Annotated in this window: 16 protein-coding genes; 4 read left to right on the top strand and 12 right to left on the bottom strand. The window is 70.8% G+C overall.

Annotation, left to right across the window (positions count from 1 at the left end; genetic code table 11):
- Positions 1-14: 14 nt before the first annotated feature.
- The gene (locus ACIRF9_RS00695) at positions 15-557 is read left to right on the top strand and encodes a type II toxin-antitoxin system PemK/MazF family toxin (RefSeq protein WP_403814188.1); all 543 of its coding nucleotides are present in this window, start codon (positions 15-17) and stop codon (positions 555-557) included.
- 15 nt (positions 558-572) lie between these two features.
- Here the strand turns inward: ACIRF9_RS00695 and ACIRF9_RS00690 are convergent, their stop codons facing one another.
- The 6 genes from ACIRF9_RS00690 to ACIRF9_RS00665 all read right to left on the bottom strand — a co-directional run bounded on the left by ACIRF9_RS00690 (position 573) and on the right by ACIRF9_RS00665 (position 6070).
- Positions 573-1079, bottom strand: coding sequence for a hypothetical protein (locus ACIRF9_RS00690; protein ID WP_403814186.1), 507 nt, complete (start codon positions 1077-1079; stop codon positions 573-575).
- Between the two features lie 77 nt (positions 1080-1156).
- Entirely contained in the window at positions 1157-3223 is a 2067-nt protein-coding gene (locus tag ACIRF9_RS00685; RefSeq protein ID WP_403814183.1) for a putative Ig domain-containing protein, read from the bottom strand.
- 278 nt (positions 3224-3501) lie between these two features.
- Positions 3502-4452 carry a PLP-dependent cysteine synthase family protein gene (locus tag ACIRF9_RS00680; RefSeq protein WP_403814180.1) on the bottom strand — a complete coding sequence of 317 codons (951 nt, stop codon included), beginning with the start codon at positions 4450-4452 and terminating at the stop codon, positions 3502-3504.
- A gap of 16 nt (positions 4453-4468) precedes the next feature.
- A complete protein-coding gene (locus ACIRF9_RS00675) occupies positions 4469-4747 on the bottom strand; it encodes a MoaD/ThiS family protein (RefSeq protein WP_403814177.1) in 279 nt (92 codons plus the stop codon).
- 98 nt (positions 4748-4845) lie between these two features.
- Positions 4846-4941 carry a putative leader peptide gene (locus tag ACIRF9_RS00670; protein ID WP_020132206.1) on the bottom strand — a complete coding sequence of 32 codons (96 nt, stop codon included), beginning with the start codon at positions 4939-4941 and terminating at the stop codon, positions 4846-4848.
- Positions 4942-5047: 106 nt separating this feature from the next.
- On the bottom strand, positions 5048-6070 hold the full coding sequence (locus ACIRF9_RS00665; RefSeq protein WP_403814173.1) for a LacI family DNA-binding transcriptional regulator: 1023 nt from the start codon (positions 6068-6070) through the stop codon (positions 5048-5050).
- A gap of 190 nt (positions 6071-6260) precedes the next feature.
- Here ACIRF9_RS00665 and ACIRF9_RS00660 point away from each other — a divergent pair, with 190 nt between their 5' ends.
- On the top strand, positions 6261-6896 hold the full coding sequence (locus ACIRF9_RS00660) for a hypothetical protein (RefSeq protein WP_403814171.1): 636 nt from the start codon (positions 6261-6263) through the stop codon (positions 6894-6896).
- A 12-nt stretch (positions 6897-6908) separates the two neighbouring features.
- On the opposite strand, the gene ACIRF9_RS00655 is transcribed toward ACIRF9_RS00660, so the two are convergent.
- From ACIRF9_RS00655 to clpS, 4 genes are all read right to left on the bottom strand, one after another.
- Entirely contained in the window at positions 6909-7331 is a 423-nt protein-coding gene (locus ACIRF9_RS00655) for a Mov34/MPN/PAD-1 family protein (RefSeq protein ID WP_403814169.1), read from the bottom strand.
- Between the two features lie 133 nt (positions 7332-7464).
- Positions 7465-8901: an amino acid permease gene (locus ACIRF9_RS00650; protein ID WP_403814166.1), complete on the bottom strand. Its 1437-nt coding sequence runs from the start codon at positions 8899-8901 to the stop codon at positions 7465-7467.
- 355 nt (positions 8902-9256) lie between these two features.
- Entirely contained in the window at positions 9257-9865 is a 609-nt protein-coding gene (locus tag ACIRF9_RS00645) for a DUF2017 domain-containing protein (RefSeq protein WP_403814163.1), read from the bottom strand.
- 11 nt (positions 9866-9876) lie between these two features.
- Entirely contained in the window at positions 9877-10194 is a 318-nt protein-coding gene (gene clpS / locus ACIRF9_RS00640) for an ATP-dependent Clp protease adapter ClpS (protein ID WP_327320744.1), read from the bottom strand.
- Positions 10195-10251: 57 nt separating this feature from the next.
- On the opposite strand from clpS, the gene ACIRF9_RS00635 reads away from it, so the two are divergent.
- Together ACIRF9_RS00635 and ACIRF9_RS00630 are read left to right on the top strand one after the other, a co-directional pair.
- Positions 10252-11580, top strand: coding sequence for a nicotinate phosphoribosyltransferase (locus tag ACIRF9_RS00635; RefSeq protein ID WP_403814160.1), 1329 nt, complete (start codon positions 10252-10254; stop codon positions 11578-11580).
- 79 nt (positions 11581-11659) lie between these two features.
- Entirely contained in the window at positions 11660-12247 is a 588-nt protein-coding gene (locus ACIRF9_RS00630; protein ID WP_403814157.1) for an isochorismatase family protein, read from the top strand.
- On the opposite strand, the gene ACIRF9_RS00625 is transcribed toward ACIRF9_RS00630, so the two are convergent.
- Both ACIRF9_RS00625 and ACIRF9_RS00620 read right to left on the bottom strand, forming a co-directional pair.
- Entirely contained in the window at positions 12244-13113 is an 870-nt protein-coding gene (locus ACIRF9_RS00625) for a restriction endonuclease (RefSeq protein ID WP_403814155.1), read from the bottom strand. The genes ACIRF9_RS00630 and ACIRF9_RS00625 overlap by 4 nt on opposite strands.
- 33 nt (positions 13114-13146) lie before the next feature.
- A complete protein-coding gene (locus ACIRF9_RS00620) occupies positions 13147-13482 on the bottom strand; it encodes a hypothetical protein (RefSeq protein ID WP_403814152.1) in 336 nt (111 codons plus the stop codon).
- Positions 13483-13578: the final 96 nt, after the last annotated feature.

Genomic DNA, 13578 nt, shown 5'->3' with positions numbered 1-13578 from the left:
GGTAACGTCGTCGTATGGACACGTCCTGGTGGCTGGCGCTCGCGGCGGTGGTACTGCTGGCGCTCGTCGCCTCGCTCCTGGACGGCTGGGGGCGGGGGCGGCGTCCGAAGGGGCGCAGGACCCGGCCGCCGGGACGGCCGGCGCGCGGCCGCGGGGCCCGGGGGCGGCCGCAGCCGGCGGAGATCTGGTGGGCGTGCGTGCCGTTCGAGGACGGGCCGGAGTCGAGAGGGGCCGCGCGATGGGGGTCCCCCCAGGCTTTCGGCACTGGGGGAGCGTCAGGTAGGGCGGTGGTGGGAGACGGGCGGGCCAAGGACCGGCCGTGCCTGGTCCTGGGGGTGCGGGGCGAACGGGTGACGGTCGCGAAGATCACCAGCAGGTACCGCGACGAGCGGGCCGGCGTGATCCCGCTGCCGCCGGGCGCGGTCGGTGACGCGCGGGGGCGGCCGAGTTTCCTGGAGACGGACGAGCTCCGGCAGGTCCCGGTGGGGGACTTCCGGCGCCGGGTGGGCGTGGTCGATCCGGTGCTGTGGGACCAGGTCCGGCATCTGGCGACCTGAGCGACCTTTGTCCCGTCACCCGGTCACCCGGACGGTGACGGTCCACTCCTGGATGCCCTTGCAGGAGACCTCGTCGGGGCCGGTGGGGACGGCGCACAGGGGGCGGGAGGCGGAGAGCCGGGTCGTGCCGGCCGCCACCGCGTCGTAGGCGGCGACGGCGTCGCCCGGCAGTACGACGATGCCCGCGTTGGTGGGTTTCAGCACGTCACCCGTGGTTTTGACGGTCGACCAGGGGCGTTCGGCGGTGCCGTCGAGGTTCAGGCGGAGCTGTCCACCGACGGCCAGGCAGAACGTGCGGCCGTCGTCGGCGGTGGTGAGCTCGGCGGGCGCGGACGCCGTGCAGTCCTGGTCGCCGGCCGTCGGGGAGGAGCCCGCCGTCGAGGAGGACGGGGGTGACGTGGCACCGTCGCTGTCGGTGGCGCAGCCGGTGAAGGCGAGCGTCAGCACCGCGAGGGCGAGATTCGCAGAACAAATCGAACGGGTCCTACGGGTCGTACGGGTTGTACGGGTCGTACGGCGCATGGGGGCCTCCTCTCCCCTTCGACGTACCACCCGTACGTCCGGATCCGTGCCGGACGTACGGGTGACGTGCGGCGGGATCAGCTCGTCGTGACGGCGGTGTCGTCGACGACGAAGCTGGTCTGGAGGCTGGAGTCCTCGACCCCGCTGAACTTCAGCGTGACCGTGGAGCCCGCGTAGGAGGACAGGTCGATGGACTTCTGGGTGTAGCCGGTGGCGGCGTTGAGGTTGGAGTACGTGGCCAGGGTGGTCGAGCCGGCCGTGACCGTCAGCTTGTCGTAGGCCGTGCCGCTGCTGGTCTCGGCGGTGTCGATGTGCAGGTAGAAGGTGAAGGTCGCCTTGCAGCCGCTCGGGACGGTCACGGACTGGGAGAGCGTGTCGGTGTGCGAGGAGCCGTAGCCGTCCAGCCAGGCGTAGTAGGAGCCGGCGTGCGCGGACTCGCTGCTGGAGTTGGTGATGACGCCGGAGCTGGCGGTCCAGGTGGTGCTGCCGGACTCGAAGCCGGGGTTGCCGAGCAGTTGGGCGGAGGTGCAGGTGCTGCTGCTCGAGCCGACCGTCCAGGTGAAGGAGGCCGAGCCGGAGGCGCCGGTGGAGTCCGTGGCGGTGACGGTGACCTGGTAGGTGCCGGCGGTGGACGCGGTGCCGGAGATCTTGCCGGTGGAGCTGCCGATGGACAGGCCGGTGGGCAGGCCGGAGGCGCTGTAGGTGAGGGTGGCTCCCGCGCTGTCACTGGCGCTGATCTGCAGGCTGACCGAGCCGCCGGTCGTCGTCGACTGGCTGCCGGGGTTGGTGACGGTCACCGTGTTGCCGGTGCTGGTGCCGGAGGTGAAGGCGGTGGTGCCGTTGGGGGTGCCCCAGCCGGTCGGGCCGTCGTAGCCGGTGGTGGCGGTGCAGAAGTACGAGGTGGAGCAGGAGCCGTTGCTGCCGCTGGTGACGTCGTACAGGTTGCCGGTGTGGCTGTAGGGGTACTTCGCCGGGTAGTCGCTCGAGCCCGGGGTGCCCGCGAGGGCGTAGACGCCGGCGATGATCGGGGCCGAGGCGCTCGTGCCGCCGTAGACCGCCCAGCCCGAGCCGCCGTAGGTGTCGTAGACCGCGACGCCGGTGGCCGGGTCGGCGACGGCGGAGACGTCGGCCTCCATGCGCTTGGTGCAGCCGGTGTCGGTCTGCCAGCTCGGCTTGGGGTCGTACGAGGAGCAGCCGGAGCCGGTGCCCTCGGTGCTGGAGGTCTTCCACACGGACTCGGTCCAGCCGCGGGAGTTGGACGAGGTGGAGAGGGCGGTGCCGCCGACGGCGGTCACGTACTGGGAGGTGGCCGGGTACTCGGCGCCGTAGCCGGAGTCGCCCGCGCTCACCGTGATGGCGACGCCCGGGTGCTTGAAGTAGGAGGTGTCCTCGCTGGTCTGGGAGGAGGACTCGTCGCCGCCCCAGCTGTTGGAGACGAACTTGGCGCCGAGGGCGACGGCCTCGTTCTCGGCGGTGCCGAGGTCGGAGTCGGTGGCCGAGTTCGCCTCGACGAGGATGATGCTGCAGTTGGGGCAGACGGCGCTGACCATGTCGATGTCGAGCGCCTCCTCGCCGGCCCAGCCGGTGTCGTTGGAGGGCAGCGAGGTGGTGGAGCCGGTCTGGCTGACCTGCTTGAAGCAGCCGTTGGCCTTGGTGCAGGCGGACAGGCCGTACGTCGAGCGGTAGGTGGCGAGGTCCGCCTCGGCGTTGGGGTCGTTGTAGGCGTCGACGACGGCGACGGTCAGGCCGGAACCGCCGGTCGAGGGCAGGTTGTAGGCGCTGTGCAGGTTGGCGGGGCTGAGGCCGGAGGGCGCGGCGGCCGCGGCGGCGAGGGCGGAGGCGAGGCGCTGCTTGATGTCGGTGCGGCGCTGGGCGAAGCAGGACGCGTGGCCGGGGGCCGGGTCCGAGCAGAGGTGGGTGGTGGGGACCTGCTGGCCGGCCTTGCCGGTGGAGTGGAAGGTCTGCCGGTCGGGGGCGGTGAGGGCCCGGGCGTTCTGGGTGGCGCGGGAGGTGTGCGCGGTGGCGGACGCGGAGGTGGCGGTGGGCTGGGCTCCGGCGGCGGGGGCCGCGAGGAGTCCGGCGACGGTGAGGGTGAGCGCGGGGAGGGCGACGCTCAGGAGTCTTCGCAGGCGTGACTCACGCATGGGTACTGCCTCCATCGGGAGTGGGGATCTCGCATGGGGTGCAGGCACGTGACGCGCGTAGCGGCGGATGGAGGCGCGGTCATGGGCATGACACTTGGAACTCCGTGCACACCCTGTGGATGACCGGTGATCGTGACATGACAGGGTGCGCGCCAGAACGTAGCCCGGGCCGCGGGCCGACCGGCAGTACCGCAGGAACTTCTTTGCCGCCCCATAGAAAGCGTTTAGCCCCCTCATAGGAGGGGGCTGGCGCGTGGTTGATGAGTCCTATGCCGGCGCTATGCCCAGAGCTGACCCTGGAGCGTCTCGATGGCCTCCTCGGTGGTGGCCGCCGTGTAGACCCCGGTGGAGAGGTACTTCCAGCCGCCGTCCGCGACGACGAACACGATGTCCGCGCTCTCCCCCGCCTTGACGGCCTTCTTCCCGACGCCGATCGCGGCGTGCAGCGCGGCGCCCGTGGAAACTCCGGCGAAGATGCCCTCCTGCTGGAGGAGTTCCCGGGTGCGGGTCACGGCGTCCGCCGAGCCGACCGAGAAGCGGGTGGTGAGGACGGAGGCGTCGTACAGCTCCGGTACGAAGCCCTCGTCGAGGTTGCGCAGGCCGTACACCAGGTCGTCGTAGCGCGGCTCGGCGGCGACGATCTTCACGTCCGGCTTGTGCTCGCGCAGATAGCGGCCGACGCCCATGAGGGTGCCGGTCGTGCCGAGGCCCGCCACGAAGTGGGTGACGGAGGGGAGGTCGGCGAGGATCTCCGGGCCGGTCGTCGCGTAGTGGGCGCCGGCGTTGTCCGGGTTGCCGTACTGGTAGAGCATCACCCAGTCGGGGTGCTCGGCGGCGAGCTCCTTGGCGACGCGCACGGCGGTGTTGGAGCCGCCCGCGGCCGGCGAGGAGATGATCTCGGCGCCCCACATCGCGAGCAGGTCCCGGCGCTCCTGCGAGGTGTTCTCCGGCATCACGCAGACCATGCGGTAGCCCTTGAGCTTGGCCGCCATCGCGAGGGAGATGCCGGTGTTGCCGGAGGTCGGCTCCAGGATCGTGCAGCCGGGCGTCAGACGGCCGTCCTTCTCCGCCTGCTCGACCATGTGCAGCGCGGGGCGGTCCTTGACCGAGCCGGTGGGGTTGCGGTCCTCCAGCTTCGCCCAGATACGGACGTCGGCGGACGGCGACAGCCGCGGCAGGCGCACCAGAGGGGTGTTGCCCACCGCGGCCAACGGGGAGTCGTAACGCATGACCGGGTCTGCCGGCCTAGGCCATGCCGCCGGCGACGGCCGGCAGGATCGTCACGGTGTCGCCGTCGGACAGCTTGGTGTTGATGCCGTCGAGGAAGCGGACGTCCTCGTCGTTGAGGTAGACGTTGACGAAGCGGCGCAGCTTGCCGTCGTCCACGATGCGGGCGTGGATACCCGCGTGCCGGGTCTCGAGGTCGTTGAAGAGGTCGGCGAGGGTGTCACCGCTGCCCTCCACCGCCTTCTGACCGTCGGTGTACTGGCGGAGGATGGTGGGGATGCGGACCTCGATGGCCATGGCTCAGGGCTCCTGTCGGGAGGAAGGTGTGGGCAGCGCGGGATACGTGCGGGAGCGTCGCCGCGGCTCACGACCGTGCGCGGCGGCAGGCGCGGGCGTCAACAGATGGCGCTGGCGAGCCTGCACAGGTCGACGTGCAGCCGCGCCACGAGCAGTGCGCCCGGCGTCTTCTCGCTCACGTCGTTCAAAACCATGGGCTCATCGTATCGATTCCCGTCCCGGCTTCCGGAATGTGATCCCATATGGTGGACGGAATCGGGCCGATGCGTGAGACCCGCTCGGGTCGGCGGGCGAGCGGCGTCAGGCTGACCGGCGGCGCACCAGGCGGGTCGGCACCACCACGGAGGCCTCCGGGGTGGTGTGTTCGAACAGCAGCCGGGCCATGAGACGGCCCATCTCCGTGACGTCCTGGTGGACGGTGGTCAGCGGCGGATCGGTCGTCTCGGCGATGGACGTCAGGTCGTCGAAGCCGACCACGGCCACGTCCTCGGGCACCCGCCGCCCGCGCTCGCGCAGCGTCCGCAGGGCTCCGGAGGCCATGAAGTCGGACGCGACGAAGACGGCGTCCAGGTCCGGGCGGCGGTCCAGCAGTACGGCCATCGCCTCGGCGCCGCCCTCGCGGCTGTAGTCGGCCTTCTCGACGAGGTCGGGCGGGGCGTCGGGCAGGACGTCCCGGTAGCCGGCCAACCGGTCCGCGGCGGAGTTCTCCTGGTCGTAGGGGCCGGCGACGGTGGCGACACGGCGGCGCCCGAGGGAGACGAGGTGCCGTACGGCCTCCCGCGCTCCCCCTCGGTTGTCGCCGTCGACGTACGCGTGCCCGGGGACGGTGGCGCCGTCCCGCAGCAGCGGGCGGCCGCCGAAGACGGCGGGGATGTCGAGCCGGTCGACCATCGTGTGGAGCAGGTCGCCGGGGCGCAGCGAGAACAGCACGGCGCCGTCCACGTGCCCGCCACCGAGGTAGTCGGCCACGCGGGCCGCGTCGTCGGGCTCCTCCAGGAAGAGGAGGACGGCCTGGGCGCCGTGGGTGGCCAGTTCCCGGCGTATGCCGCGTAACAGGAGGTCGAAGAAGGGGTCGAGGAAGAGCCGGCCCTCGGGCGGGATCGCCACGACCGCGATGGCGTTGGTGTGGCGGGTGACGAGCTGACGGGCGGCCTGATTGGGCACGTAACCCAACTCGGCGATCACCTGACGGACCTTCTCGACGACCTCCGCACTCACCCGCGCCTCACCGTTGACGACCCGCGAGACGGTGGACCGCGACACCCCTGACTGCCGGGCGACGTCCTCGAGGGTGGGGCGCCTTGCGTTCGTACGTTGAGTCAACACCGTCTCCGTGGGGGCGAGTTGTGGAAGCGCTTACCGGAACGGTAGCCGGGGTGTGCGGCATACGTGTGAGGAGCGGGTGCCGAACGGGTGGTGGGGGCGGCGGGGTCGTGATCCGGGGGTGACCGGACTTGTTCTCGGGGGTGCAGGCGTCCGTTCACCACGGACCTCACCCGACAGGAGACCGACCATGGCCGTCCACATGTTGAAGCGGAGACTCACCGTACTGGGGCTGGGCATCGCGCTGCCGTTCGCGGCAGGGGTCACGCCCGCCCATGCGCAGGCCCAACTGACGATCACGAAGACCCACGTGGGGAACTTCCCCCGCGGCGGGCAGGGCGTCTACCGCGTCACCGTCACCAACTCGGGGATTGAGCCGACCAGCGCCCTCGGATCGCAGATGACGGACATCCTGCCCGACGGGCTCACCATCGTCTCGTCGGTCGTCATCAGCACCAGCCCCGACGACGTCATGGCGAACTGTACGGCTTTCCCCAACCTCAACAGGACCGACTGCTTCGCCGCCTCGTTGGCGCCCGGCGCGAGCTACACGGCCCAGATCACCGTCGATGTCGCCGCCGACGCCCCCTGCACCGTCACCAACCAGGCCTCCGTGATCGACCTCGGCACCGGCATCGGCGACACGGTGAGCGACCCGACCGACATCCCCGGCCCCGACTGCGATGGCGGCAACGGCGCCGGAGGTTCCCTCGTCGATCTCAACGGCCTCATCCCGATGTACAACAACATCACCACGAACAACAACATCAACAGCCCCGGCGCCGCCAACGTCAGCAACCAGGACTTCAGTGTCGAGGCGCCCTGAGCCCGGTCGGGATCAGTAGGCCTCGACCACCCGTACCTCCTCCTCCGTGACCTTCCCCTCCACGATCCGGTACGAGCGGAACTGGAAGTCGCCCAGGCCGTCCGTGTCGGCGGTGGAGACGAGGACGTAGTGGGCGCCGGGTTCGTTGGCGTAGGAGATGTCCGTGCGGGAGGGGTAGGCCTCGGTGGCGGTGTGGGAGTGGTAGATGACGACCGGCTCCTCGTCGCGGTCGTCCATCTCGCGGTAGAGCTTGAGCAGGTCCCCGGAGTCGAACTCGTAGAACGTGGGCGACATGGCCGCGTTCAGCATGGGGATGAAGCGCTCGGGGCGGTCGGAGCCGGCCGGGCCCGCGACGACGCCGCACGCCTCGTCGGGGTGGTCCTTGCGCGCGTGCGCGACGATCTGGTCGACGAGGGCCTGGGTAATGGTCAGCATGGTCGTCAGGATAAGCAGAGGGGCCGCCACGTACCGAGGTGCGGTACGGGACGGCCCACATGCCGGACGTCCTGAGCGGCAGCCGCAGGGGGCGCCACGAGAGCTCCCTGCGGCTGGACGTCCGTGACCGAGGTCAGCCGATCTTCTCCAGTTCCGGCTCGCGGCGGCTCGTGACCTCCGGGTTGCGGCCCTTGAGGATCACCCAGCCGATGGCGAGCGCGGCGGCCCAGCCGGCCATCACGTAGAGGCAGATGCGGGAGTCCGCGTCGTAGGCGATCAGGCCGGTGACGAACAGCAGGAAGACGATGGCCACCCAGCTGAACGCCGCGCCGCCCGGGGCCGGGAAGGAGGACGCGGGCAGGCGTCCCGCGACGACCGCGCGGCGGTAGAGGACGTGGCTGATCAGGATCATCAGCCAGGTCCAGATGCCGGCCGCGGTGGCCACGGAGGTGACGTAGGCGAAGGCCTTCTCCGGGACGACGTAGTTGAGGACGACGCCGATGCCCATGAAGAGGACCGAGATCGTGATGCCGAAGGCCGGGGTCTTCGTCGACGACAGCTTCTTGAAGGCCGCGGGGGCCTCGCCGCTGTCGGCCAGGTTGCGCAGCATGCGGCCGGTGGAGTACATGCCCGAGTTGCAGGAGGACAGGGCCGCGGTCAGCACGACGAAGTTGACGATGCCGGCGCCGGCCGGGATGCCGATCTTCGCGAAGGCCTCGACGAAGGGCGAGACGCCGGGGGCGAACTCGGTCCACTTCACGACGCAGAGGATGACGGTGAGCGCGCCGACGTAGAACAGCGCGATGCGCCACGGGAGGGTGTTGATGGCCTTCGGGAGCGTCTTCTCCGGGTTCTCCGACTCGCCCGCCGTGACGCCGACCAGTTCGACGGCGAGGTAGGCGAACATCACGCCCTGCAGGGTCATCAGGGAGGAGCCGATGCCCTTGGGGAAGAAGCCGTCGAACTCCCACAGGTTGGAGACGGCGGCCGTGTCACCGGCGCTGCTGAAGCCGAAGGTGAGGACGCCGAGGCCGATGACGATCATGCCGATCAGGGCGGTGACCTTGACCATCGAGAACCAGAACTCCAGCTCGCCGAAGAGCTTCACGGAGATCAGGTTGACCCCGAAGAGGATCACCAGGAAGACCAGCGCCGTCACCCACTGGGGGACGGACGGGAACCAGTAGTTGACGTAGATCGCGGCGGCCGTCAGCTCGGCCATGCCGGTGACGACCCACATCAGCCAGTACGTCCAGCCGGTGAAGTAGCCGAAGAACGGGCCGAGGAACTCGCGGGAGTACTCCGCGAAGGAGCCCGAGACCGGGCGGTACAGCAGCAGCTCGCCGAGCGCTCGCATGATGAAGAAGACGATCGCGCCCGCGAGGGCGTACATGAGGATGAGGCTGGGACCGGCCTTGGCGATGTTCGCGCCGGCGCCCAGGAAGAGACCGACGCCGATGGCGCCGCCGATCGCGATCATCTGGACCTGACGGCTGCCGAGCCCGCGCTCGTACCCCTCTTCGGACGCTTCGGAGGCCTTCTTCTCCGTGTTGACCTGAGCGGAGGTCATGTGGTGGTGCGCCTTTCTCCATGCCGAACCGGGCCTCTCGTCGGCCTCGGATCGGGTTTCGATCCCCCCGGATTGATGGAGCTGGGCGGACTGTGCGGGCCCGCCCGTGCCTGGCCGACGATGGTCGGCTCGGTGGCGCACCCGGCGGAACATACGGGTGGTGTTCGCCGGGCGGTCGTGAAGATTTATCACGCCTGAAACATGGATCGCCCGGGGCGGGTGTGGGACACGACACAGGAAGAAGAGGATGAATGGGACACAAAGAGGACACTCCCGGCCGTCGCGGTGACGCGATCGTTATCCGGATTTGAGCGTCCTCTGAGCGAACACGGGGCGCACCCCAAAGCGGGGTGAATTACGGCATAAGGGTGGTCACGAGCGTCTCCTGGAGGCCGCCCAGCCACAGGTACGCCATCACCATCGGCTTGCGCGGGTCCTCGTCCGGCAGCCCGTAGAGGACGTCGGTGTCGTCCTCGTCGGTGATCTCCAGGCGGGCGCCGATCGCCAGCCGCAGGTCGTTGAGCGCGCCGAGCCATTGCCGGGACTCGCCCGGCGCCAGTTTGAGCACCGCGCCGCCGCCGACGGCCGCCTCGGAGGCCAGCGCGTCCAGCGAGCGGACCACCGCGAGGGCGTTGTCGCGCTTGCCCGCCCTGAGGTCGTTCTCGGTGAAGCGGCGGAACTCGGCGGAGTGCGCCTTCTGCTCGTCCGCCTGCTGGGGCCCCGATGCGCCCTCCGGGTCGGAGTAGGCGTCCGGGAAGAGGCGGCGCAGCACCGGGTCGGCGGGGGGCTCGCTCGGCCCCTCGGCGAAGAGCTCCGCGAGCGGGTCGTCGGGGGCGTCCTCGGCGGGGCCGGGGCCGATCAGCTCCAGGAGCTGGACGGCCAGCGAGCGGATGATCGAGATCTCGACGTCGTCGAGCGCGACGGCCGCGCCGCCGCCGGGGAGCGGTTCGAAGTGTCCAGGCATCAGTGAGGAGGCTACTTCCGGTCCTGCTGGAGGGTGGCCCACAGTCCGTAGCCGTGCATGGCCTGCACGTCGCGTTCCATCTCCTCGCGGGAACCGCTGGAGACGACCGCCCGGCCCTTGTGGTGGACGTCGAGCATGAGCTTGGTGGCCTTGTCCTTGGAGTAGCCGAAGTACGTCTGGAAGACGTACGTCACGTAGCTCATGAGGTTGACCGGGTCGTTGTGGACGATGGTGACCCAGGGGACGTCCGGCTCGGGGACGGCGAAGACCTCCTCCGCCGATTCGGTGCGTTCGATCTCAAGGGGAGCGGGTGACGTCACAAGGCCCATGCTGCCACGGCCCCTACAAATCGTCACACTGACGCAAAGGGGTGTAGCATTCCTGCCATGAACACAGCGGACCTTGGGCTGCCGGTGGACGTTCCCTCTACGGCGCTCTTCACGGACCAGTACGAGCTCACGATGCTGCAGGCCGCACTGAAGGCCGGTACGGCCGAGCGGCGCAGCGTGTTCGAGGTCTTCACCCGGCGGCTGCCGGAGGGACGGCGGTACGGCGTCGTCGCGGGCACCGGACGGGTCCTGGACGCCGTCGAGAACTTCCGTTTCGACGCCGGCGTGCTGCGCTTCCTGCGCGAGCGGGGCATCGTCGGCCAGGAGACCCTGGACTGGCTGGCCGCGTACCGCTTCTCGGGTGACATCTGGGGCTACCCGGAGGGCGAGGTCTACTTCCCGGGCTCCCCGATCATGCGGGTCGAGGGCTCCTTCGCTGAGTGCGTGCTGCTCGAGACGGTGATCCTGTCCATCCTCAACCACGACTCCGCGATCGCGGCCGCCGCCTCCCGGATGACCTCGGCGGCGGGCGACCGCCCGCTCATCGAGATGGGGGCGCGCCGCACCCACGAGCTGGCCGCGGTCGCCGCCTCCCGCGCCGCGTACATCGGCGGCTTCACCACCACCTCCGACCTGGCCGCCGGCTTCCGCTACGGCATCCCGACGGTGGGCACGAGCGCCCACGCCTTCACCCTGCTGCACGACAGCGAGCGGGACGCCTTCCGGGCCCAGGTGGACTCCCTCGGCCGGGGCACCACCCTGCTCGTCGACACATACGACGTCGCCGAGGCCGTACGGGTGGCGGTGGAGGTGGCCGGGCCCGAGCTGGGCGCGGTCCGCATCGACTCCGGCGACCTGCTCCTCGTCGCCCACCGGGTGCGCCAGCAGCTGGACGAGCTCGGCGCGACGGACACCCGGATCATCGTCACCTCCGATCTCGACGAGTACGCCATCGCCTCGCTCGCCGCGGCGCCCGTGGACGCGTACGGCGTCGGTACGCAGCTGGTGACCGGCTCCGGGCACCCGACCTGCTCGATGGTCTACAAGCTGGTCGCCCGCGCCGAGTCCGCCGATCCGCGGGCCCCGCTGGTGCCGGTGGCGAAGAAGTCGACCGGCGGCAAGACGTCCATCGGCGGCCGCAAGTGGGCGGCGCGGCGGCGGGACGCGGACGGGGTCGCGGAGGCCGAGGTGATCGGCACCGGCGCGGTGCCGGCCGAGCTGGCGGACCGGCAGCTGCTGGTGGAGCTGGTCAAGGGCGGCGAGACGGTCGCCCGCGAGCCCCTGGACGTCGTACGCGACCGCCACGCGGCGGCCCGCGCCAACCTCCCGCTCTCCGCCACCCAGCTCTCCCGCGGCGAACCCGTCCTGCCGACCGAGTACGCATAGGCAGGGCGACGCCCCCTCCCGGACGGCCCGGAAAATCTCTAGGCTTGCTTACTTCACCCATAGTCGAAGGACACCGAAAATGCGCCGCGCCTTGATCGTCGTAGACGTGCAGAACGACTTCTGCGAGGGGGGCAGCCTCGCGGTGGCCGGGGGTGCCGATGTGGCCGCCGCGATCACCGAGCTGATCGGGCAGGCCCCCGCCGGGTACCGGCATGTCGTGGCCACCCGCGACCACCACATCGCGCCCGGCGGCCACTTCGCCGACAACCCCGACTACGTCCACTCCTGGCCCGCGCACTGCGTCGCCGGCACCGAGGGCGTCGGCTTCCACCCGAACTTCGCCCCGGCCGTCGCCTCCGGCGCCATCGACGCCGTCTTCGACAAGGGCGCCTACGCGGCCGCGTACAGCGGTTTCGAGGGCGCCGACGAGAACGGCGTCACCCTGGGCGACTGGCTGCGGGCCCGGCAGATCGACGAGGTCGACGTCGTCGGGATCGCCACGGACCACTGCGTGCGGGCGACCGCGCTGGACGCGGCCCGCGACGGCTTCCGTACGACGGTCCTGCTCGACCTGACCGCCGGGGTGGCCCCGGAGACCACCGAGCGGGCGATCGAGGAGCTGCGCGGGGCCGGGGTGGAGCTGTCGGGGAAGCCGGTGGTGGCCTAGGCCAGGCTCCGGGCCGCCGGTTCGCTCGAACCACGGCTGTTCCAGCGGAGCAGCAGGGTCGCGGCCGTGAGGGCCAGCACGGTCAGCGTCGAGGGCACCAGGATGTCGGCGGTGTCGCCGCGCCACAGCCGCGCGTTGCCGACCCAGGCCGCCGGAAGGTCCAGCAGGACCAGGCCCAGTCCGGTCGGCCAGTAGCGGCGGCGGGACTTCTCGCGGATGCCCGAGACGATCAGGATGCCGGGGACGACGAGCAGCAGCAGTGTCACCAGCGTGCGGTTCGGACGGGGGTCGAAGCTCTCGCTGCCGGGGATGAACAGCGCGACGACGGTCAGGACGAGACCGAGCACGATCCGCCCGGTGCCGGGGCGGCTCTCCCGGGGCGGGGCGGGAGGCGCGGCGGCCGGTGCCGCGGGAGGGGTCGGAGCGGGGGTCGATGCCGGTGCCGGTGCCGGGGCCGTGGCGATCCGGCGGGCCGGGGCGTTGACCGCCTTCATCGAGCCGTCCAGGCCGTAGACGAACAGCGCGATGCCGTTCTCGGCGGCGTACTCGACCGCCGTGCCGGCGTAGCTGCTGCCCGTGAAGAAGAGCAGATCCTTGTCCATGGCCCGGCCGCGGGCCCCGAACAGACGCTGGAGCTCGGGCCGCCCCACCGCGGCCCCCTGGTACTTCACCTGCCCCAGCGCCCGCCGCGACCGTACGTCGACCCCGCCGTCGCTGCCGCCCGGCTGGGCACGGGCGTCCCCGTACCCCCAGTGGCGCATCCAGGCCGCCGCGTTGTGCTCGGCCTCCTGCCAGGACTGGATCTGACGTCTGGCAGGCGGCTGGGGTCTTCTGCCCACGGGGGCGTTCTGGCTTGTCACAGCCATGAAGTATCGCCGACGGGGTCTCGGGGACCCGGCCTAGGCCGCCGCTCCCCGCAGCAGGGATCTGATCGGCCTCCACAGTTCCGGGGCCGTCGGCGGCGGGACGGTGGCGTCCGGTGCCGTCCGCCATATCAGCCCGTCCGGGTGGTGGAGTACGGCGGTGACCTCGTCCGGGGTCGGGGGTGCCGTGTTGCCGCGGAGGTAGACGGCCCGCAGGCCGAGGTTGCGGAGCCTGGTCAGGGCCCGTGCCCGGTTCTGGGCGTGGACCAGGACGCGGACGCCCGCGACCGGGTCGGCGGCGGTCGGGCTGGGCAGGTTCAGCGCCACCACCACCCTGCCGTTCGGCAGTCTGCAGAAGCCTCCTGCGGCCATGCGGTCACACCCCCGTGCGAGTCGGTATCGAGGTCGGCGTCAATAACGGAGTCACAGGAGGCACCTAAACACGACCGGCGGCAACCCGCCAAGGGG

This window comes from Streptomyces sp. NPDC096132, assembly GCF_044763345.1.
Taxonomy (GTDB): domain Bacteria; phylum Actinomycetota; class Actinomycetes; order Streptomycetales; family Streptomycetaceae; genus Streptomyces.
The sequence above is the reverse complement of the archived record's forward strand: the minus strand, read 5'-3'. Positions and strand labels throughout refer to the sequence as shown.